This window comes from Bradyrhizobium sp. U87765 SZCCT0048 (assembly GCF_018131225.1).
In the GTDB taxonomy this organism is placed as follows: Bacteria; Pseudomonadota; Alphaproteobacteria; order Rhizobiales; family Xanthobacteraceae; genus Bradyrhizobium_A.
The window spans coordinates 243,552-263,030 of sequence record NZ_JAFCMM010000007.1 but is presented as its reverse complement, the minus strand read 5'-3'; the positions used below and the strand labels follow the sequence as shown (position 1 = coordinate 263,030).

General features: G+C 66.9%; 19 protein-coding genes. 6 read left to right on the top strand and 13 right to left on the bottom strand.

Annotation, left to right across the window (positions count from 1 at the left end; translation table 11 throughout):
- Positions 1-152: 152 nt before the first annotated feature.
- Positions 153-1,376, top strand: coding sequence for a serine hydrolase domain-containing protein (locus JQ639_RS33675; protein WP_211964610.1), 1,224 nt, complete (start codon positions 153-155; stop codon positions 1,374-1,376).
- A gap of 238 nt (positions 1,377-1,614) precedes the next feature.
- Positions 1,615-2,568 (top strand): alpha/beta hydrolase, encoded by a 954-nt coding sequence (locus JQ639_RS33670; protein WP_211964608.1) that lies wholly within the window; start codon positions 1,615-1,617, stop codon positions 2,566-2,568.
- 72 nt (positions 2,569-2,640) lie between these two features.
- Here the strand turns inward: JQ639_RS33670 and JQ639_RS33665 are convergent, their stop codons facing one another.
- The 6 genes from JQ639_RS33665 to JQ639_RS33640 form a co-directional block, all read right to left on the bottom strand.
- Positions 2,641-3,600: an OmpA family protein gene (locus tag JQ639_RS33665; RefSeq protein ID WP_211964606.1), complete on the bottom strand. Its 960-nt coding sequence runs from the start codon at positions 3,598-3,600 to the stop codon at positions 2,641-2,643.
- Between the two features lie 130 nt (positions 3,601-3,730).
- On the bottom strand, positions 3,731-4,498 hold the full coding sequence (locus JQ639_RS33660) for an SDR family NAD(P)-dependent oxidoreductase (RefSeq protein ID WP_211964604.1): 768 nt from the start codon (positions 4,496-4,498) through the stop codon (positions 3,731-3,733).
- 35 nt (positions 4,499-4,533) lie between these two features.
- Positions 4,534-5,277, bottom strand: coding sequence for a histidine phosphatase family protein (locus JQ639_RS33655; RefSeq protein WP_211964603.1), 744 nt, complete (start codon positions 5,275-5,277; stop codon positions 4,534-4,536).
- 11 nt (positions 5,278-5,288) lie between these two features.
- On the bottom strand, positions 5,289-6,074 hold the full coding sequence (locus tag JQ639_RS33650) for an SDR family NAD(P)-dependent oxidoreductase (protein WP_211964601.1): 786 nt from the start codon (positions 6,072-6,074) through the stop codon (positions 5,289-5,291).
- Positions 6,075-6,184: 110 nt separating this feature from the next.
- Positions 6,185-7,243, bottom strand: a complete 1,059-nt coding sequence (locus tag JQ639_RS33645; protein ID WP_211964599.1) for a phosphotransferase family protein — start codon at positions 7,241-7,243, stop codon at positions 6,185-6,187.
- A gap of 23 nt (positions 7,244-7,266) precedes the next feature.
- On the bottom strand, positions 7,267-8,505 hold the full coding sequence (locus JQ639_RS33640) for an acyl-CoA dehydrogenase family protein (RefSeq protein WP_211964597.1): 1,239 nt from the start codon (positions 8,503-8,505) through the stop codon (positions 7,267-7,269).
- A gap of 248 nt (positions 8,506-8,753) precedes the next feature.
- Between JQ639_RS33640 and JQ639_RS33635 the strand changes: the two genes are divergently transcribed.
- Positions 8,754-9,425: a TetR/AcrR family transcriptional regulator gene (locus JQ639_RS33635; RefSeq protein WP_211964591.1), complete on the top strand. Its 672-nt coding sequence runs from the start codon at positions 8,754-8,756 to the stop codon at positions 9,423-9,425.
- Positions 9,426-9,530: 105 nt separating this feature from the next.
- Here JQ639_RS33635 and JQ639_RS33630 read toward each other — a convergent pair whose 3' ends face one another.
- Positions 9,531-9,878, bottom strand: a complete 348-nt coding sequence (locus JQ639_RS33630) for a TfoX/Sxy family protein (protein ID WP_249122989.1) — start codon at positions 9,876-9,878, stop codon at positions 9,531-9,533.
- Positions 9,879-10,073: 195 nt separating this feature from the next.
- On the opposite strand from JQ639_RS33630, the gene JQ639_RS33625 reads away from it, so the two are divergent.
- The 3 genes from JQ639_RS33625 to JQ639_RS33615 all read left to right on the top strand — a co-directional run bounded on the left by JQ639_RS33625 (position 10,074) and on the right by JQ639_RS33615 (position 13,318).
- The gene (locus JQ639_RS33625; RefSeq protein ID WP_211964587.1) at positions 10,074-10,412 is read left to right on the top strand and encodes a YciI family protein; all 339 of its coding nucleotides are present in this window, start codon (positions 10,074-10,076) and stop codon (positions 10,410-10,412) included.
- 2 nt (positions 10,413-10,414) lie between these two features.
- Positions 10,415-11,755 carry an RNA polymerase sigma factor gene (locus JQ639_RS33620; protein ID WP_211964585.1) on the top strand — a complete coding sequence of 447 codons (1,341 nt, stop codon included), beginning with the start codon at positions 10,415-10,417 and terminating at the stop codon, positions 11,753-11,755.
- 102 nt (positions 11,756-11,857) lie between these two features.
- Positions 11,858-13,318, top strand: coding sequence for an MATE family efflux transporter (locus JQ639_RS33615; RefSeq protein WP_211964579.1), 1,461 nt, complete (start codon positions 11,858-11,860; stop codon positions 13,316-13,318).
- Positions 13,319-13,329: 11 nt separating this feature from the next.
- Here JQ639_RS33615 and JQ639_RS33610 read toward each other — a convergent pair whose 3' ends face one another.
- The 6 genes from JQ639_RS33610 to JQ639_RS33585 form a co-directional block, all read right to left on the bottom strand.
- Positions 13,330-13,887, bottom strand: coding sequence for a flavin reductase family protein (locus JQ639_RS33610; protein ID WP_211964578.1), 558 nt, complete (start codon positions 13,885-13,887; stop codon positions 13,330-13,332).
- Between the two features lie 26 nt (positions 13,888-13,913).
- Positions 13,914-15,110, bottom strand: coding sequence for an amidohydrolase family protein (locus tag JQ639_RS33605; RefSeq protein WP_211964576.1), 1,197 nt, complete (start codon positions 15,108-15,110; stop codon positions 13,914-13,916).
- Between the two features lie 31 nt (positions 15,111-15,141).
- Complete coding sequence (locus JQ639_RS33600; RefSeq protein ID WP_249122891.1) at positions 15,142-16,620, bottom strand: 4-hydroxyphenylacetate 3-hydroxylase family protein; 1,479 nt, start codon at positions 16,618-16,620, stop codon at positions 15,142-15,144.
- 27 nt (positions 16,621-16,647) lie between these two features.
- A complete protein-coding gene (locus JQ639_RS33595; protein ID WP_211964574.1) occupies positions 16,648-17,220 on the bottom strand; it encodes an amino acid synthesis family protein in 573 nt (190 codons plus the stop codon).
- A 99-nt stretch (positions 17,221-17,319) separates the two neighbouring features.
- Positions 17,320-18,006, bottom strand: coding sequence for a MarR family winged helix-turn-helix transcriptional regulator (locus JQ639_RS33590; protein WP_211964572.1), 687 nt, complete (start codon positions 18,004-18,006; stop codon positions 17,320-17,322).
- A 210-nt stretch (positions 18,007-18,216) separates the two neighbouring features.
- Positions 18,217-19,428, bottom strand: a complete 1,212-nt coding sequence (locus JQ639_RS33585) for an ABC transporter substrate-binding protein (protein ID WP_211964570.1) — start codon at positions 19,426-19,428, stop codon at positions 18,217-18,219.
- Positions 19,429-19,479: the final 51 nt, after the last annotated feature.

Here is a 19,479-nt window from a genome sequence, read left to right as displayed (position 1 = left end):
CCTCACCAGCCGGCGCGGCTGCGCGGCTAAACCGGCGGCTGGTTACTTCGGAAAACGCTGCTTTTCAAGGGCGAAGTTATGGGTCAGGGTGGCCGGGACCCCATCCCTCGGGGTGCAAAAACAACAAAATGACGCCGTGCTAAGGAGCTCCCATGGCCCCCCAGACCGCCCTGAAACCCGCTGCCGGGCCACAGACCCCGCCCCTGCCCTCCGCCGCCCCGGATGCGATCGGCCTGTCCGGCCCCCGTTTACGACGGATGCATGACGCCCTGCAGCGCGAGATCGACAAGGGAACCACACCTGGCGTCGTCACCATGGTGGCCCGCCGTGGGCGGATCGGCTGGTTCGAGGCCCAGGGCCGCCAGGCGCCGGGAAGCGAAACGCCGATGGCCCGGGACAGCCTGTTCCGCATCTTCTCCATGACCAAGCCGCTGGTCTCGATCGGCATCGGCCAGTTGCTGGAGGACGGCCATCTGCTGCTGACCGACCCGCTGGAGAAGTTCATCCCGGAATTCGCCGCCCAGCAGGTCGGCATCGAGACCGACGGCCGCCTGGAACTCGTCCCCCGGACGCGCTCCATCACCATCCAGGACCTGCTGCGCCACACCTCGGGAATCACCTACGAGATCACCGGTAACGGCCTCGTCCAGCAGATGTACCGCAAGGTACGGACCTTCGCCCGCGGCATCACCAACGAGGAGCACGCCCGCCTGATCGCAGAGATGCCGCTGGTCTGCCAGCCCGGCACCGAGTGGAATTACAGCCGCTCGACCGACATCCTTGGGCGGGTCATCGAAGTCGTGTCCGGCCAGACGCTCGGCGCCTTCCTGTCGGCGCGCATCCTCGATCCGCTGCAGATGACCGAGACGGCGTTTTCCACAGCAGCCGCCCATGCCGGCCGTCTCGCCCAGCCGTTCCCCACCGATCCCTGGACCGGCGACAAGGTCGCGCTGTTCGACCCGCTCGAGGTGCCGGTGATGGAATCGGGCGGCGGCGGCCTCGTCTCAACCGCGATGGATTACGCCCGATTCTGCCAGATGCTGCTCAACGGCGGCACGCTGGACGGCGAGGAGATCATCGCCCGCAAGACGCTGCAGTTCATGGCGTCCGATCATCTCGCCCCCGGCGTCAAGGTGGATTCGCCGCTGATTCCCGCCGGGCATTCATTCGGCCTCGGCTTTGCGGTGCGCACCCATCAGGGCCTCGCGCCGTTCGCGGGCTCGGTCGGCCAGTTCTTCTGGAGCGGCATGGCCGGCACGTTCTTCTGGATCGATCCGGCCGAAGAGCTGTTCGCGATCTTCCTGTCGCAAGGCCCCGGCCAGCGCGAGTACTTCCGCACGCTGGTCCGCAGCCTCGTCTACGCGACGCTCGATTGAGGTCGACGGCGGTCGCGCCGGCGCGGCCGGCCGCCTCTCGACATCTCGACTGGCCGCAATCCGCCTTCGAGACGCCGACACCCGAAACGGTCGGCGCGACCTTCATCAAGACATCATAAGTGTCGCGACTGCAAAAACGCTTCGGCGAGCGCCGAAACATCGGGGCATTGCATCGGTTAGGCGTCGGCGATCGTTCGGAGGGCACGCCCCTCCGCCCATCGCTGAAGGATTCGCCGCCATGGCAGACACACCGCTCCGCCCTGTCACGCTTGCCGTCTCGACCGCCGCCTCGCCCCGCTGGCAGCCACGCCTGCAGTTATTCGAACAGACGACCGCCTCGGCTGATCGCAAACGGCCGGTGCTCTATGTTCACGGCGCGACCTTTGCGAGCGAGAACTCGATCTTCTTCAGGTTCGGCGGCCTCTCCTGGGCCGACGCACTCAACCGCGCGGACCGTTCTGTCTGGGGTCTCGATTTCGCGGGCTACGGCCGGTCGGAGCGGTATCCGGAGATGGCCGCGGATGCGCCACGAGCGGGCGCGCCCCTCGGGCGTGCGCCCGAGGCGGCGCAACAGATCGCGCGCGCCGTGCGCGCCATCCTGGTCGAGACTGGTGCACCGCGCGTTTCGATCATCGCCCACTCATGGGGAACGATGGCCGCCGGCCGCTTCGCGGGCGATCATCCACATCTGGTCGATCGGCTCGTGTTCTTTGGCCCGGTCGTGCGCCGTGAGGCCTTCGACGAAGTCCCGCCGCTCGGGGCATGGCGGCTTCTCACGGTCGACGAGCAGAAGAAGCGCTTTGTCGAGGACGTCCCGCCGGGTGAGCCGGGCGTGCTGGCGGAAGTCGACTTTCCCGCCTGGGCCGCGCTCTATCTGAGCTTCGATGCCACCAGCGCATCGCGCACGCCGCCGTCGGTGCGGACACCGAACGGCCCGCAGGCCGACATCATGGCCGCCTGGTCCGGCAGACTGGCCTACGACCCCGGCCGCATCACCGCCCCCACGATGATCGTGCGTGGCGAATGGGACAGCCTGTGCACGGACGCGGATGTCGCCTGGCTCAGGCATGCTCTCGCTGGCGCGCCGCGCGTCGCCGACCTGAAAATTCCGAAGGCGACGCATCTCATGCATCTCGAAAGCGGCCGCACGGCGCTCCATGACGCCGCAGCCACATTTCTGGATGCGCGGTGACGGCCGCCGCCGAAGAGCTGCGCACGCCCGGCCCGTGTCAACCGGACCGGCCTCCCCGTATGACGAGCTGCGCTAGATCGCAACGCAGAACGGACTTGCGCGCAGACGCGTGACCTGCTCCGGCGTGAACGCCGGGATCGGCGCGGTGATCCCGGTGGTTGGCGCGAACATGATGTTGATCTTGTCGGGATGGTGAACCGGGCGGAAGCTCGGCCCCAGCAGCACATGGCCGAGCTCGTGGGCGAGCGTCCACGGTGATCCGCCGGCGGCCACTGCCACGGCAGCCCGCCCCGGCCGATGGCCGGCGCAGCCATTGAGCTTGTTGCCAGCCTTCTCCTTGAGCTGGTTGACGTAATAGACGACGACATCGGTGGGGCCGACGCCCTGCCGTCCGCCGAGGAGATCCAGCAGCTTCTGCTGGTCCGACGCGTCGTCCCAGTTGCAGGTCGCGTCGGACGCATCGAGCATCAACAGCTCCATGCCGGACGCCCCCATGCTGAGTCCCGACGCGAATTCCAGCAGCACGCGGCAGCCGTCATAGACCTTCTGCGCATTGGCGAGAGCCGTCTCCTCCGGCACGGTGGGCATCGCCGTCGAACGGAAGTGCAGCCGCACCTTGCGGTCGTAGTTGGGCTTCGGCGCCGGCGGTTTCGGCGGCTTGAAATCGAACACGAACACGTCGACCGCGCGCCAGTAGCCGGAATTGTCGTTGACGCCGCCGGTGCTCTCGGTTTCGCCCCGGCCCTGCTCGAGGGGAAACGCGACGCGGGGATTGTAGGTCTTCACCCGCTGGCGCACCGCCTCGCAGCGCTGGAACGACAGCCTCTGATTGAAGGAGGCGTCGCCGAGATGACTGGCGTAGCCGATGATGTTGACCCACGGCGTGGATGCCGCCGCGACGAGTGGCGCGACGGTGTTGTCGAGCCAATCGAGATGCGCGGGCAGCAGACCCGCGTGCCCGGTGTGGAAGTTGCACAGGCGCGCAGCGACGCGCGCCAGCGAGCCCGTGATCGGTTGGACGTCGAGAGCCATACCTTCCTCCGCGCGCAGGCGCGGGACCGTTCGCCCGGCCGGTGGCCGGGCACGATCCGCACACGTCCGGTTGTCGGAGCGCGTCGCAGGAAGGTTCAAAGCACCGCAGCGCGGGGCCGCAACCGCGCGATCAACTGATGGTCGCGCCGCCGTCGATGACCATGGTCTGGCCGGTCATGAAATTGCCGGCGGCGGAGCCGAGGAACACCGCGGCGCCGGCGATTTCGTCGGGAATGCCGATGCGCAGCAGCGGTGAACGTGCTGTCGAGGCCTTGAGGTTGTCCGGATTGTCCCACAGCGCCTTGGCGAAATCGGTCTTGATCAGGCCCGGCGCGATGCAGTTCACCCGCACGTTGTGCGGGCCGTACTCGCAGGCGAGGTTGCGCGCGAGTTGCATGTCGGCCGCCTTGGAGATGGCATAGGCGCCGAGGATGGTCGAGCCCTTGAGGCCGCCGATCGACGACACGATGACGATGGAGCCGTCCTTGCGCGCGATCATCTGCGGCACGACCATGCTGATCAGCCAGTTGTTCGACACGATGTTGTTGTCGAGAATCTTGCGGAACTGATCGTCGGAGATGCCGGCCAGCGGACCGTAGTACGGGTTCGACGCGGCGTTGCACACCAGCACGTCGATCTTGCCGAAGGCGCGGTTGGTCTCGTCGATGAGGTTTTGCAGGTTCTCCTTGCTGGAGATGTTGGCGGCGATGGCAATGGCCTTGCCCTTGCCGAAGCGGTCGTTGATCTCCTTGGCGACCGCGTCGCAAACGTCCTGCTTGCGCGACGAGATCACGACCTGCGCGCCGTGCTCCACCATGCGCTCGGCGATGGCGCGGCCGATGCCGCGGGTCGAGCCGGTGATCACGGCTACTTTTCCGGTCATGTCGAACAGCGTCATGGTTCTCTCCCTTTTTTCCTGTCGATGGCGGCGTGCTAGCCGATCTTGCCGGGCGAAGCCGCCTCGGGGCCCGCCGGCTGATGCATGGCGGCATGGGATGGATCGGCGATCCACGGCTGCTGGTTGATCATCGGCACGCGCCAGCCGGAGTGATCGGCGCCATGCAGATGATCGAGCCGCGTCACCGAGCAGTTGTCGATGGTAAACGCAAAGCCGCCGCTGGCCGGCAGGCCGAGGGCATGGGCAATGGCCGCCTTGATCGGCCCGCCATGGGACGACACCACAATGTCGCGGCCGCGATGGGTGACATTGAGGCGATCGATCGCCGCACACACCCGTGCGGACAGGTCGGCGAAGCTCTCGCCGCCGGGCGCCCGCTCCTCCGCCGGCGCGAACCAGTAGCTGGCGATCGCCGCCGGGCGGCTGGCAAAGAACGCCGCGCGGTTGCGGCCCTGCCATTCGCCGAGATCCTGCTCGGCGAAGGCGGGCTCATGCGCCATGGTTGCGGGCGCGGGAAAGCCCGCGGCCCAGATCGCCGCCGCGGTCTGATGGGTGCGCTTGAGGTTGCTGGCGTACCACACTGCGTCCCGCGGCAGGATGCGCGCCACCGCATTGAACACCACGGTGTCGCTGCAGTCGCAGTTGAGGTCCTTCTGGCCGTAGATCAGGCCCTCGTCCTCGCGCACCGGCGCGTGGCGCACCCACCACCAGCGGGTCAGCGACAAACCGTCGGGCTTCGGCGGGATGCCGCCGGTGGTGCGCGGGAGCGAAGCGGACATGGTCGCCCTGCTCAGATCGGCTTGCCGGTGTAGGGCATCGACGCGGTGAGACCGCCATCGACCGGGAACGCCTGGCCGTTGACGTAGGACGCTTCGTCGCTGATCAGGAACAGGCCCATCGCCGCCAGTTCATGCGGCTGGCCGGCGCGCTTGAGCGGGTTGAGCTGGCCGATCTTGCCTTCGGTGCCGCGCTCCTTGGCATTGTCGAAGATCGGCTTGGTCATGCCGGTCTCGATCAGGCCCGGGCACACCGCGTTGATGCGCACGTTGGTGCCCGACAGGGAATAGGCCGTGGTCTGCACCAGGCTGATGACGCCGGCCTTGCTGGCGGCATAGGGATGACCGCTGGCGCCGGACTTGAGGCCGGCCACCGACGCGGTGCAGACGATCGCGCCGTGGCCCTGCGTCGTGAGATGGGGAATGGAATGCTTCACCGCCAGGAACGGGCCGATCAGGTTGATCCGCAGGATCTCCTGCCAGTGCTCGGGCGTCTGGTCGGCGAGCGGCACGAGGCCGCCGCTGATGCCGGCATTGGCCCAGATGCCGTCGAGCTTGCCATAGGTCGCGATGGCCTTGGCGATGAAGGCCTGGACATCTGTTTCCGAACCGGCATCGGCCTGCACCGCTTCTGCGGTGCCGCCAGCCTTGCGAACCAGTTCGACCGTGTCCTTGACACCCTCACTGCGGTCCACGGCGATGAGCCGCGCACCCTCCTTGCAAAACAACAGCGACGCCGCGCGGCCGATGCCGCTGCCCGCGCCGGTGATCACGATGGACTTACCCTCGAGGCGACCCATGATGCGTTTCCTTGGTTTCTCGTCGATCGAAAACCCGACGCGGAGACGCGCCAGGGGCCGCAGGGCGCTGGCATGCCCGGCAAACGCCGGACAGGACGCACGCGATGAAATCAGGCGCCAGCCTTCCGGGCGAACGCCCACGACGCCTGCGCCAGCGGAATGCGGCGCGCCGCCGACTCCGCCGCCCGTGCGTTGGCGGCGGTGCCGTCGCGGATGCGCGCGGCGATGCCCTGCACGATGCCCGCGAGGCGGAACAGGTTGTAGGCGAAATACCAGTTGAGGTCGGGGATGCTGCTGCGGCCCGTGGCCTTGCAGTAGATCGCCTCGGCTTCCTCCATGGTCGGAATGTTGAGGGCCTTGAAGTCGGCGCCTTCGAGGCCCGGCATCACCCACTGCATCAGCAGATAGGTGAAGTCGGCGAGCGGATCGCCGAGCGTCGACAGCTCCCAGTCCAGCACCGCCTTCACCTTCGGCTCGGTGGCGTGGAAGATCATGTTGTCGAGGCGATAGTCGCCATGCACCACCGACACCCGATCCTGCTGCGGCACGGTGCGCGGCAGCCACTCGATCAGGCGGTCCATTTCCGGGATGACGTCGGTCTCCGACGCCCGGTACTGCTTGGTCCAGCGTTCGACCTGCCGGGCGAAATAGTTGCCCGGCTTGCCGAAGTCACCGAGGCCGATGGCCTGCGGATCGTACTGGTGGAGCTGGGCCAGCGTCTCGACCTTGCTGGTGAACACCGCGCGGCGTTCGGCCGGCGACAGGTTCGGCAAGGTCGGGTTCCAGAAGACCCGGCCCTCTTCCATCGACATGATGTAGAAGGCCGAGCCGATCACGGCGTCGTCCATGCACAGCGCATAGGCGCGCGCCACCGGAAAGCCCTGGCGATAGAGCGCATCGATGACGCGGAACTCGCGATCCACCGCATGCGCCGACGGCAGCAGCTTGCCGAACGGCTTGCGCCGCAGCACGTAGGCCCTTCCCGGCGTGTCGAGCCGGTAGGTCGGGTTCGACTGACCGCCCTTGAACTGCGACACCGTCAGCGGCCCGGCGTAGCCCTCGACATGCGAGGCCATCCAGCGGTCGAGGCTCGCCTCGTCGATGCGATGGCGCTCCTCGACCGGCTTGGTGCCGGAAAAATCCGCGTCTTCCCTCACGCCAAGACCCATGCCGGCTCTCCGCTCGATGCCTGTTAGTGCTTGGCCGGCTCGTTGGCGTACTTGCGCATCTCGAGCCGGGCGATCGCACGGTTGTGCACCTCGTCCGGGCCGTCCGCAAGCCGCAGTGTGCGAATGCCTGCATAGTCCTTGGCGAGGCCCGCCTCGTCGGAAACGCCGCCGCCGCCATAGGCCTGGATCGCGTCGTCGATGATCTTGAGCGCCATGTTCGGCGCCGCGACCTTGATCATCGCGATCTCGAGCTGGGCGGTCTTGTTGCCGACCTTGTCCATCATGTCGGCCGCCTTGAGGCACAACAGGCGGGTCATCTCGATGTTGGTGCGGGCCTCGCCGATGCGCTGCTCCCACACCGACTGCTCGATGATCTTCTTGCCGAAGGCGGTGCGCGACGACAGGCGGCGCACCATTTTCTCCAACGCCTCCTCGGCCTTGCCGATGGTGCGCATGCAGTGATGGATGCGGCCCGGGCCGAGACGGCCCTGCGCGATCTCGAAGCCGCGGCCTTCGCCGAGCAGCAGGTTCGACACCGGCACGCGGACGTTCTCCAGCAGCACCTGGGCGTGGCCGTGCGGCGCGTCGTCGAAGCCGAACACCGGCAGCATCTTCTCGACCGTGATGCCCTTGCTGTCGAGCGGCACCAGGATCTGCGACTGCTGCTGATGCTTGGGCGCGTTGAAGTCGGTCTTGCCCATCAGGATCGCGATCTTGCAGCGGGGATCGCCGACGCCGGACGACCACCACTTGCGGCCGTTGATGACATAGTGATCGCCGTCGCGCTCGATACGGGTCTCGATATTGGTGGCGTCGGAGGACGCGACCGCCGGCTCGGTCATCAGGAAGGCGGAGCGGATTTCGCCGTCCATCAGCGGACGCAGCCACTGGCGCTTCTGCTCCTTGGAGCCGTAGCGCATCAGGACTTCCATGTTGCCGGTATCCGGCGCGGAGCAGTTGAACACCTCGGAGGCCCAATAGATATGGCCCATCTGCTCGGAGAGCAGCGCGTACTCGAGGTTGCTGAGGCCCGCGCCGCGGAACTCGTCATCTTCATGCGACGACGGCGGCATGAACATGTTCCACAGGCCTTCGGCCTTCGCCTTCTTCTTCAGCTCCTCGAGGACCGGGATGACCTTCCAGCGCTCGCCGGCGGCGTCCTGCTCCTTGTAGATCTTCTCAGCGGGACGGACGTGCTTGTTCATGAAGGTGGTGACGCGATCGAGCCATTCGCGCTGGCGATCCGACATTGAAAAGTCCATCTGGCGTTCCTCGCTGTTGGTTTTGAGCCGTGTTTCGTCGCAGTGTCTGCCTGCCGTCCGCCGCCCGCAAGACCTCTGATCCCGCGCAACGGAAAAACCAGCAGATTCAACATCGAGAGGTCGTCCGGCACGGCCGCATTGACATCCCGCGTTCTGAAACGATAGTTTCATACAAAAGTTTGAAATGCAATCGCCGACCTGCAGCGTCCCCCGGCAACGCGTCCCTGCCGGCAGAACATGGCTCGCCGATGCCGACCGACGAAACCAGGACCGCCATTCTCACCGCCGCCGAGCAGCTCTATGCCGAACGCAGCTTCGGCGAGGTCAGCCTGCGCGACATTGTCGCCGCCGCCGGCGTCAATCTCGCCGCGGTCAACTATCATTTCGGTTCGAAGGACGAACTGCTGGCGGAATTGTTCCTCAGCCGCGCGACCGCGCTCAACCGCGAGCGCTTCGCGGCGCTGAAGGAAGCGGAAGCTGCCGGCGATGGCCGCGCCGACGTCGAGGCGATCCTGCGCGCCCTCGCCGGCCCGCCCATCCGCTGGTGCCTCGGTGCGGACCGCCAGCGCTCCGCCGCCGCGCGCTTCATGACGAGGGCCGCGGTCGAGACCGTGCCGCCGATCCGCAAGATCGTCGAGCGCGACATCACTCACCTGCGGCGCTTCGCCGATGCGCTGCGCCGTGCCCTGCCTGACCGTGAGGAAGTCGACGTCTACTGGGGGCTGCACTTCGCGCTGGCGATGATCCGCCAGACCACCACCGACAGCGAGCGGCTGCGCAAGCTGTCCGGCGATCTCTGCGACCTCGACGACGTCGACGACATCATCGAGCGCATCGTGCAGCTCGCGAGCGCCGGCCTGACCGGCAAGACGGCACCGCTGCGCAAGGAACGGGCGAAGGCTGCGGCCGCCAAGGGCTGACGCCCTGGCGCCGGCCGCCGACGGTGCCGCCAGTCCCTTGAGCGCCGCGACGGCTGTCGCCCGGGCGACCTGGCGCTTCGTCCTTTGACACAACGTCGCAGCAGTTCATCGGTGTCCCGCGGCCTTGGGCGGAAGCGGATCCACATAGGCGCGCGCCTGGCCGATCCACCGCGACAGCGCCGGGCGACGGGCAAGCCCCGCCTGCGCGATGAAGACAAAGCCCCCCATCTTCCGGGTTTTGCTCAAGGGGCGGACAAAGGGCCGGGTCAGGGCAGCAGCCTCCGCGTCTTTTCCGACCCGGAGCATGAGGCCTTCCGCGAAGGCGCAACACAGCATGTTGCCGTTCACCAGGAAGGTAATGCCGCCGAACATCCGTTTTTCGGACGCATGCCCGACCGGCAGGATCGACCGGATTCGTTCGGCCAGACTTTCGGGACTCTGCGGCTTGTTCATCTTCGCCAACCCTGCTCCTGCTATGATCCCCCTCGACGTATGACATGGACCCCGGCGGACATTTTTCTTGTAGGATCGGGGCGCTCGACTTTGCCCGCTATCGCCCCCGGACAGGTCCGCCCGGCGAAAAAAGATGTCCGGCGGGCCGTCGTCCGGACGTCTATGGGGTTGAAGTTCAACCCGGGAGGAGAGTCCATGAGCGAATTTACCCTGCTGTTCCGCAACGCATCGGTTTTCGACCAGCCGCCAGACCAGATGCAGGTCTATTCGCAGAAATGGCTGGCGTGGTTCAAACAGCTCGGCGAGAAGGGACTCATCAAGCACCCGGGCGCGCCGCTCCAGCCGGCAGGCAAGGTGATCAGAGGCAAGGACAAGAGCATCCACGACGGCCCGTATGTCGAATCCAAGGATATCGTCAACGGCTATACGGTGATCGAGGCGCGCGACCTGACCCATGCTGTCGAGGTCGCCTCGGGGTGCCCGCTTCTCGAGTTGGGAGGCGCCGTGGAGGTCCGCCCGGTGCGAATTCTCTGAAGATGCGATCGAGCGACGAGATTTTCCGGCGCGAAGCGGGGCCGACGCGCGCGGTGCTCGTGCGCATCTTCGGCGTCCATAACCTGCCTTTGGTGGAAGACGTCATCCAGGACGCCTTCTGCCGCGCCCTGGATGTCTGGAACGCCAAGGGCATGCCCGACGATCCAAGGGCCTGGCTGATTGCGACAGCGAAGAACTGCGCGCTGGACGTCCTGCGGCGACAACGAACGGCCCAGCGCTTTGCCCCCGAACTCGGCCGCCTGCTGGAAAGCGAGTGGACGGTTGCTCCCGTCGTCAACGAATTCTTCGCCGCCGATGCCATCCAGGACAGCCAGCTGCGGATGATGTTTTCCTGCTGCCACCCGCGGCTGTCGCAGCAGGCCCAGGTCGCCCTGATTCTGAATATCCTGTGCGGTTTCACCGTGGAGGAAATCGCCGGCGCATTCGTCGAAGGACGCTCGGCGGTCGAGAAGCGGATCGCACGGGCCAAACACGTGCTGCGAGGCTCCAGGAAGCTGTTCGATACGGCAGCGCCTGCCGATTTCGCGGACCGCCTGCCGGCGGTTCACCGCGCCCTCTACCTTCTGTTCAACGAAGGATATCACGGCGCCTGCGCCCAGACGGCCGTTCGCGCAGAACTGTGCCGGGAGGCCATGCGCCTGACCGCCATCCTGCTGCAGCACGGCAGCGGTGCCACGCCGGTGAGCTACGCGCTGTCCTCCCTGATGTGCCTGCATGCCGCGCGCCTGCCGACGCGCGTCGACGCAACCGGCAGGCTGATCGCACTCGCCGATCAGGACCGGTCGCGCTGGGACGCGGAGCTGATCCGGGAAGGCATGATGCTGCTCGAACTGTCCGCCCGTGGCCTGGAGACGTCCGAATATCATCTCGAGGCGGCGATCGCCTCCTTCCATGTGCTGGCGCCGCGGGCCGAAGACACCAACTGGAAGGACATCATTGCGCTCTACGACGCGCTGCTCGTCATCAAGCCGTCGGCAGTCGTCGCGCTGAACCGGGCGATTGCGATCGCCGAGCATGAGGGCGCGGCGCGCGGCCTGGAGGAAATCAGCGCCATCGCGCAGCGCGATCGAATGGCGTCCTATCCGTTCTATTGGGCGGCGCTCGGCGAACTCGAACGCCGGTGCGGCCATGACGCGGAGGCGCGCGAGCACCACCGCAAGGCCGCGTCGCTGGCGCGCAATCCGATGGAGCGCGAATACCTGCAGGCACGGATTGCGGCCTGTCATCGTCAGGACGGACCGTCGCTGGCGCATGACGAGGACATCTGGATCGGCGCGCTCGACCGGCCGGCGGATCGTCCCGGCCGCCCGGCCGATCCCTGAAGCCGACATCAGATCCTCAGAAAACTGTCCGCCACGCGCTCCACCACACGTCCTTGCCTGAACACCGGCGAACGCCGCCGGGATCCGTCAAAGGAGGAGCGCATGCAGCGGCCACAGAACACACTGGCATTGCCGGCAGCCGACGTTGTGAAAAAGACCGGCGACGAACTCTCCGGGATGGCGGATCGCCGGCAGATGATGCTGCGGGCGCCGATCCTGCCGCTGCTGATCAAGCTTGCGCTGCCGACCATCATCGTTCTTCTGGTGCAGGCGATGGTCGGTGTCGCCGAGACCTGTTTCGTCAGCTTCCTCGGCACCGATGCGCTTGCCGGCACCACGCTCGTCCTGCCGGTTCTGATGCTGATGCAGACCATGTCGAACGGCGGCATCGGCGGCGGCGTCGCCTCGGCCATCGCCCGCGCGATCGGCGCCGGGCGCAAGGCGGACGCCGATGCGCTCGTGCTGCATGCGCTGGTCATTGCCGTCGGGTTTGGCGCTGCGTTCTCGGCCCTCGAGTTGCTGGCCGGGCGCCTTCTCTACCACGCGCTCGGTGGAACCGGCGATGCCCTGGCGGCGGCGCTGACCTACGGCCATGTCATCTTTGGCGGCGCGGGCCTGGTATGGGCCGTCAGCCTGCTCGCGGCCGTCCTGCGCGGCACCGGCAACGTCGTCGTTCCGGCCGCGGTCACGCTCGGCAGCGTGTTTGTCGTCCTGCCCCTGTCGCCCGTTCTGATCTTCGGCGTGGGCCCCATCGGAGGCCTCGGCGTTGCCGGCGCGGGTCTTGCCGTCGTCGTCTACTACGCTCTGGCGCTGGTGGTATTGGTCGCGTATCTGCGCTCCGGCCGCAGCACCGTGCGGCTGTCGTTGGCGGGGCACCAGCTTGCATGGCGGCTGTTCGCGGACATCCTGCGAACCGGCGGACTTGCGGCAATCGGAACGGTTCAGTCGAACCTGACGGTGATGCTGGTCACGGGCATCGTCGGCCTGTTCGGCATCCCCGCCCTTGCCGGCTACGGCATCGCGTCGCGTCTCGACTATCTCCTGATTCCGGCGATCTTCGGCCTTGGCTCGGCGGCCCTGACGATGGTCGGCACCAATATCGGCGCCGGCGAGATCAAAAGGGCCGAACGCATCGTCTGGATATCCGCCGCGGTCGCCGCCGCGCTGACCGAGACGGTCGGGCTTGCCGCGGCCCTGTTTCCGCGCGTGTGGCTCGGGCTGTTTACGGCGGAGGCCGACGTGCTGGCGGCCGGCAGCCTGTACCTGCGGACCGTCGCGCCGTTCTATGGCTTCATCGGTGTCGGCCTGCTGCTTTATTTCGCCGGCCAGGGAGCGGGCAAGGTCGGCTGGCCGGTGATCGCTGGTTTCGTCCGCCTGATCGTGGCGGCCGGCGGCGGCTGGTACCTGACGGCCCAGGCGGGCAGCGACCTCGACACGCTCTTCCGTGTCGTGCTGCTTGCCAGCGTCGCCTACGGCGCCATCCCGCTGGTCGCCTTCGCGTTGGGTTCGCGCAAAGCGCCCCCCGGAGCGTCAGTTTCGTCGACCATCGCCGAAACCGAATGACCGGCCGTCGACTACCAGCCGTGGCTCCAGTCCCGCGCGTCGAACGGCGCCTCGATGGCATGGTCGGCATCGAGGCGGCGGTACTGCCCGCCAAAGAACACCAGCGGCCGCGCGGCATGGCGGCCGACCTGGCGTAGCGCATCGACCCGGCCGACGATGATGAGGTGATCGCCGCCGTCGTGGCGCGCATGGGTCGTGCAGCTCAGCAGCACCAGCGTTCCCGGAAGAACCGGGCAACCGTTGACATCCTGCCCGGCCCTGAAGCCCGCCCATTTGTCGGTCAGCGCGCGGGCAAAGCGAGTGGAGATCGTGCTCTGCTCCTCGGCCAGCACGTTGATGGCGAAAGTCTCCGCTGCCTGCCACGCAGCGAAGGCATGGGCGCCGCGACCGACACTGAACAGCACCAGCGGCGGCTCCAGCGACACCGAATTGAACGAGGACACGGTCATGCCGAGCCGCTCGCCCTCTGGCGTCGTGCTGGTCACCACCACGACGCCGGAGGCGAACAGACCGAGCGCATCGCGGAACGCGCGGGCCGTAAAACCGGTGTCCTGCTCGATCGTGGTCATCGCATTCTCCGAAGGTCGCCTTGAGGTCAGTGTCGCGCTGCGCCGTACGACATCGGCACGCGGCAGCTCGCCACCCTGACGCTCCGTGTCGTCGCCGGGCTGTTGCGGCTGCGGCCGACGAAGCGCGGCTCGCCGTTCGTGACCACCGCACCAATGGCGGCGATGTCGCCGTTGGCGATGGCGGCGAGCGCCGTCGCCTGCGAACCGCCGTCCGGCGCGTCGATCAGCACGAGGTCGGCGTCGCGGCCGACCGCGATGCGGCCGGCATTGAGGCCGTAGACCTGCGCGTTGTTGCCGGTCGCGGCGGCGATGGCGAGCTCCGGCGCCACCCGGCCGAGGCTCGCCAGATGCGAGATGGTGTAGAGCATGCCGAGCGGCATGATGCCGCTGCCGGTCGGCGTGTCCGTCGCGATCAGCAGGCGATCGAACGCGTCGTGGCTCACCGCCAGCGATGCGGTCAGCAGCGCGGTGCGCAGGTTGCCGGCGGTGCACAGCTGCAGCGCGATGGCGCTGTCGCGCACCAGCCGCTCGAAGTCCGCATCCTTCATCGCGGTCGGACCGCCGTTGACATGGAAGGAGACGTGCGGGTTCATCGCCAGCAGGTGATCGCCGGTGACCGCGCCCGAGCCGGGGATCGACGAGCCGCCGGTGTGGACCGTGGTGATCATGCCTGCCGCGCGCGCCGCGGCGACGAGCGGCACATAATCGTAGGCGGTCTTCATCGCGCCGAAGCCGGCCTTGGCCAGCCACACCCCCTGGCGCCTGAGATCGGCGAAGTCGGCCTCCGTCAGGCCGGGCTCGAGAATGACCGAGCCGGCATGCACCCGCATGCCGCCGGGCCGATAGGTCTCGAAGCACTTGTGCGCCGCGACCGCGAGCGCCTTGACGCCGTCGACGTCCTTCGGCCGTCCCGGCACATGGACCTCCGACGCCGAGATCGCCGTGGTGGTGCCGCCATGCACATAGCTTTCGAGATAGCCCACGACCTGCTGGCGCGGGGTGTAGTCGCCGAAGGTGATGTGGACATGGGAATCGATCAGCCCCGGCATCAAGGTGGTGCCGCCGGCATCGATCACCACATCGGCCCCCTCGACCGCGGCGGGGGACGACGTCCCCACCGCGGTGATCAGACCGTCCTCGCAGATGACGGTATCCCCCGCCATCAGGGGCTGGCGCCAGTCGCCGGAGACGATGGCGCCGATGTTGACGATCGCAACACGCATGACGGACCTCCCTGAGCCCTGACGATCCGCCCTACTGCCGCACCGCGCCCTGAGGGGCGTCGAGCGACACGCTCGCCATCAACTGGCGCACCAGCGCCGTGGCGCTGTCCCAGCCGAAGGTGCGGTAGCTGTGCCCGGCGGTGACGAACTGCGCGCCGGCGTAAAACATCTCGTACTGGGTGTGGCGCGAGCCGAACTCCGAGCCGATCGCGTCCCATGCCGCCTTGAGGAAGCGCACCTTCTGCTCGGGATCGAGGGCGGCCGAGCGCTGGGTCTTGTGGATCAGCGGCGCCAGCGTCTCGTTGGCGAAGTCGCGATAGGACGACGGCAGCATGATGAACGCACCGCCCGCGAGCTCGCGGATCTTGGTGATCATCCGGGGATAGAGATCCTGGGTCACCACCTGCGCCGAATAGAGATGATGGCGGTTCGGCACCCAGTAGTCGCCGCAGGCTTCGCCCGCCGCCTCCATGCCATGCAGCATCGCTTCCACCATGCCGACATCGGCGGCGAGACGTCCCAGCGTCTCGCGCACCTGCGGCATGGCCGAGGTGCCGATCGCCTCGGTCAGTTGGTGCGCCAGCCCGACCAGGAACTTGAGCTTCACCACAAGGCGGATCTGCGACTGGTAGTTCTGGAAGATGTGCCCGGGGGTGTCGTGGAACTGGGCGCGGCAGATATCGACATTGCGATGGACGAACAGCCGCTCCCACGGCACCTTGACGTCGTCGAAGTAGATTACCGCATCGTTCTCGTCATAGCGCGACGACACCGGGTTGTCGTAGACCGACACCGCCGCCGCCTCGTAGGATTTGCGCGACATCACCTGCAGCCCCCGCGCATTCATCTCCAGCGCGCAGCTGAAGGCCAGCGCCTCCTCCCCGGCCTTGAGCGGCTGCAGGTTGGCGACGAAGATCTCGTTCGCCATGATCGAGCTGGTGCCCATCATCTTGGCGCCGCGGATGGTGACGCCAGTCGTGTCCTCATCGACAATGCGCGCCACGAGATCGTCGTCCTGGTCGCCCCAGTCCTTCGAGCGGTTGGCCTGCGGATTGATGATGACATAGGTCAGGAACAGGTCGTTGCTGCTGGCATAGTCGAAATAGTCGGCGAAGGCCTTCGCCCGCGCCGCGCCGCCGCGCTCGAACACGTCGAGCCGCATGCGCTGGCCGACCAGCGCCGACGCCAGATGGTCCGGCGAGCGCCCCATGAAGCCGTAGCTGCATTCCGCCCAGGCGGTCAGCGCCTTGCGGCGGCTGACCATTTCCGCGTGGGAGCGCGGAATCTGCCAGCCGCGGCTGATGCGGCGGTTGCCGCCATCCGGCGCGAACGTCATCAGTTCCAGATTTTCCGGCGCCGACTGGAAGTCGTAGAGGCTCGCCGCCGACGCCACGGCGTTGCGGTAGGCGGGGTGGGTGGTAACGTCGGCGACACGCTCGCCGTCGATGAAGACCGCGCGGCCGTCGCGCAGCGATGCGAGGTGCTCGGCGCCGTTCTTGCTGATGGCCATGATTGTTCCTCCCGGTTGATGGTGCGCTCAGACGAGGCCGTCGAGGCCCTGGATCTCCGTGCTCGCAAGCCCGCCAACGCGATGGTTGAGACGGCCGCGATTGGCGTAGGCGCAGATGATGGCGATCTCGTCCGGCAGCGGCGCATCCGGCAGCGCCACCGTGATGCCATCATAGTGCGAGCGGACGTAGAGCGCGTCCTTGTGCGCCAGCGGCACGTCGATCGAGGCGCCCGGCGCGGCGCGCTTGGTCAGCGACGAGATCCACGCCTTGCCGCCACCGGCGGTGGCGCGGATGACATTGCCGAACACGGTGGTGAGCAGCGCCACGCCATGCTCCTGCTCGCCGGCGAGGCCGATGACCGCGCCCTTGCCGTAGCTCTCGACCGGATACGGCCCGAGCGCCGCGAGTGCGATCGCCGAAACCTCCTCGCCGAGCGCAGCGCTCGCGGTCACGAGGCTCGACAGATCGCTCTGGTAACGCCCAGCGAACGGATTGCCGACAATGGCGACCGCCGCGACCTTGCGCAGCGGCGGCGTTGCCGCGATGCCGGCTTCGCTGCGCGCCTCGTCGACGACGGTGATGATCTTGCGGATATGCATTGTCGCTCCCCTCCCTGAAACAATAAGTTTTATTAGCTAATTTTCGAAGCTATTGCAAGACAGGAAAGCCGGCGCCGGCCGCCCGCGAGCGCCGGGGCCTCAGCCGATCTTGCGGGACTGCTTGCTGCGCCGCCGCGCAGGACGATCGCCGGTCGGCTCCGCCCCCTCGCCGCCACCGGCGTAATAGGTCTGCAGGCTGAGCGCGCGATTGCTGCTCTCGATCAGGCGATTGACCATGCTGAGCAGTTGCTGGAATTCGGCCGCGCTGAGGCAGTCGAACTGCACGTCGTTGACCTTGCGCTGCACCGGCGCGAGTTCGGCGAGCCGCGCCCAGCCCTCCTGCGAGATCTCCAGCAGCACCCGCCGCCGGTCGGCCGGATCCGGCGTCTTGTGGATGAGGCCGTGCTTGAGCAACTGGTTGGTGAGCGTGGTGACGAAGGCGCCGCTGAGATAGAGATGCTCGGCGAGACGGTTGACGCTGACCTGGCCCTCCTCCGCGGAGAGATGCCCGATTGAGATCAGCACCGTGTACTCGATCCCGACAAGGCCGATGCGGGCGCCGTGACCTGCGCGCACCGCCTCGTGACGGGCGAAGAATCCGAACAGGCCATGCACCAGCGCGCGGAACGCGCGGTCCGAACCCTGCACCAGCAGTTCCGGACGCGACACCGTCAGCGGCATCGATCGCGGCCGCCCCGATGGCGCCGGCAACGGCAGCGCCTTCTGCTTGGCGGCGGAGGCCGCTGTGCTGCGGGAACTGGACGATCGGCTCTTGGTGGCGGGCATCGGCTGTATTTCCCTGCGAATCCATCAGCAGGAAAAGAATCGGCGCATCTTCCCCTGTGTGATCTGATCGATGCATACACCGCGCCCGCGACAGCGACCAGCGCCATCCATCTGGTTTCGCAAAATTAGCTAAGAAAAACCGCTATGTTAGCAAGCTGTTCTGCGGCGGCGGCCAGCTCCGTGATGGTGCGGACCGCCGCGCCTGCAGTTCTAGTGACTGCTGAGCACCGTGCCGAACCGGTCCCAGGTCTTGCCGTCGAACTTGACCAGTTGCAGCTGCTCGATCGGATAATGGTCAGCCGGACCGGTGGTCAACTTGATGCCGGGCAGCAGCAGCGGCAGCTCCAGGTCCTTGAGGCTGTTGGCCTGACGCATCACGTTCTCGCGCGTCAGGTCGTCGCCGCACTGCTTGAGGATCTGGACGAAGGTCGCCGCGATCGAGACCGCGATCTCGTTCTGCGGATCGTTGACGTCGCCTTCGGGATAGTACTGCTTCATGAAGCTGCGGTACCACGCCATGCCGGCATCGGCGGCGAATTGCGGGTCCGCCGGGTCCTTGAGATAGGCCGTCGAGATGATGCCGACGGCGTTGTCGAGACCCGCCGGCGTCAGCACGGTGGCGATCGAGTTGGCGTTCTGAACCAGGAAATGAGTCGGATGCCAGTCGAGCTCCGCCGCCTTCTTGATCGCCTGCGCCGCCGCCTTCGCCGTGGACGCGCTGAACAGCACGTTGGCGCCCGACGCCTTCAGCGTGATGACCTGGGAATCGACGGTCGGCTCGGAAACCTCGTAGCTCAGTTCCTTGACGATCAGCTTGTCCGCCGCCTCGCCTAGCCCGGCCTTGAAGCCGGCGACGAAGTCGCGGCCATAGTCGTCGTTCTGCGCGAGGATGGCGATCTTCGCGTCCCGCATGTTGTCGCGGATGTAGCTGCCGTAGATCTGCCCCTCGGAGCGGTAGGTCGGATACCAGCCGATGGTCCAGGGATAGCTCCTGGTGTCGCCCCACTTCGAGGCGCCGCTGGCGAGAAAGATGTGCGGCACCGACTTGGCGTTGAGATACTTCACCACCGCCGAGTTGGTCGGCGTCCCCATCGTGCCGACGATGCCGAGCACTTCGTCGCTCTCGACGAGGCGACGATGCTGCTCGACCGTCTTCGGCGGCGAATAGGCGTCGTCGAGCGAGATCAGCTTGATCTTGCGGCCGTTGACGCCGCCCTGGTCGTTGACCATGCGATAGAACGCGGCCTGCGCCCGCCCCTGCGTGCCATAGGCGGACAGCGGCCCGCTGTAGGGATTGGTCTGGCCGATCAGGATCTCGCTGTCGCTGACGCCGGGGCCGGGCTTGTCCGCGGCCTCCGCATCGCCCGCGACAAGCCATCCCAGCATGACGAAGACACCCGCAAGCTTCATGAACGTGATCATGACGATACCCCTCCAATCGTGGCTGCCGAATCTGGATCGAACGCGACGCCG

What these genes read in the sequence shown, in the direction of transcription:
- JQ639_RS33675 (WP_211964610.1), top strand. Translation starts at nt 153, where the DNA reads ATGGCCCCCCAGACCGCCCTGAAACCCGCTGCCGGGCCACAGACCCCG.
- JQ639_RS33670 (WP_211964608.1), top strand. Translation starts at nt 1,615, where the DNA reads ATGGCAGACACACCGCTCCGCCCTGTCACGCTTGCCGTCTCGACCGCC.
- JQ639_RS33665 (WP_211964606.1), bottom strand. Translation starts at nt 3,600, where the DNA reads ATGGCTCTCGACGTCCAACCGATCACGGGCTCGCTGGCGCGCGTCGCT.
- JQ639_RS33660 (WP_211964604.1), bottom strand. Translation starts at nt 4,498, where the DNA reads ATGACGCTGTTCGACATGACCGGAAAAGTAGCCGTGATCACCGGCTCG.
- JQ639_RS33655 (WP_211964603.1), bottom strand. Translation starts at nt 5,277, where the DNA reads ATGTCCGCTTCGCTCCCGCGCACCACCGGCGGCATCCCGCCGAAGCCC.
- JQ639_RS33650 (WP_211964601.1), bottom strand. Translation starts at nt 6,074, where the DNA reads ATGGGTCGCCTCGAGGGTAAGTCCATCGTGATCACCGGCGCGGGCAGC.
- JQ639_RS33645 (WP_211964599.1), bottom strand. Translation starts at nt 7,243, where the DNA reads ATGGGTCTTGGCGTGAGGGAAGACGCGGATTTTTCCGGCACCAAGCCG.
- JQ639_RS33640 (WP_211964597.1), bottom strand. Translation starts at nt 8,505, where the DNA reads ATGGACTTTTCAATGTCGGATCGCCAGCGCGAATGGCTCGATCGCGTC.
- JQ639_RS33635 (WP_211964591.1), top strand. Translation starts at nt 8,754, where the DNA reads ATGCCGACCGACGAAACCAGGACCGCCATTCTCACCGCCGCCGAGCAG.
- JQ639_RS33630 (WP_249122989.1), bottom strand. Translation starts at nt 9,878, where the DNA reads ATGAACAAGCCGCAGAGTCCCGAAAGTCTGGCCGAACGAATCCGGTCG.
- JQ639_RS33625 (WP_211964587.1), top strand. Translation starts at nt 10,074, where the DNA reads ATGAGCGAATTTACCCTGCTGTTCCGCAACGCATCGGTTTTCGACCAG.
- JQ639_RS33620 (WP_211964585.1), top strand. Translation starts at nt 10,415, where the DNA reads ATGCGATCGAGCGACGAGATTTTCCGGCGCGAAGCGGGGCCGACGCGC.
- JQ639_RS33615 (WP_211964579.1), top strand. Translation starts at nt 11,858, where the DNA reads ATGCAGCGGCCACAGAACACACTGGCATTGCCGGCAGCCGACGTTGTG.
- JQ639_RS33610 (WP_211964578.1), bottom strand. Translation starts at nt 13,887, where the DNA reads ATGACCACGATCGAGCAGGACACCGGTTTTACGGCCCGCGCGTTCCGC.
- JQ639_RS33605 (WP_211964576.1), bottom strand. Translation starts at nt 15,110, where the DNA reads ATGCGTGTTGCGATCGTCAACATCGGCGCCATCGTCTCCGGCGACTGG.
- JQ639_RS33600 (WP_249122891.1), bottom strand. Translation starts at nt 16,620, where the DNA reads ATGGCCATCAGCAAGAACGGCGCCGAGCACCTCGCATCGCTGCGCGAC.
- JQ639_RS33595 (WP_211964574.1), bottom strand. Translation starts at nt 17,220, where the DNA reads ATGCATATCCGCAAGATCATCACCGTCGTCGACGAGGCGCGCAGCGAA.
- JQ639_RS33590 (WP_211964572.1), bottom strand. Translation starts at nt 18,006, where the DNA reads ATGCCCGCCACCAAGAGCCGATCGTCCAGTTCCCGCAGCACAGCGGCC.
- JQ639_RS33585 (WP_211964570.1), bottom strand. Translation starts at nt 19,428, where the DNA reads ATGATCACGTTCATGAAGCTTGCGGGTGTCTTCGTCATGCTGGGATGG.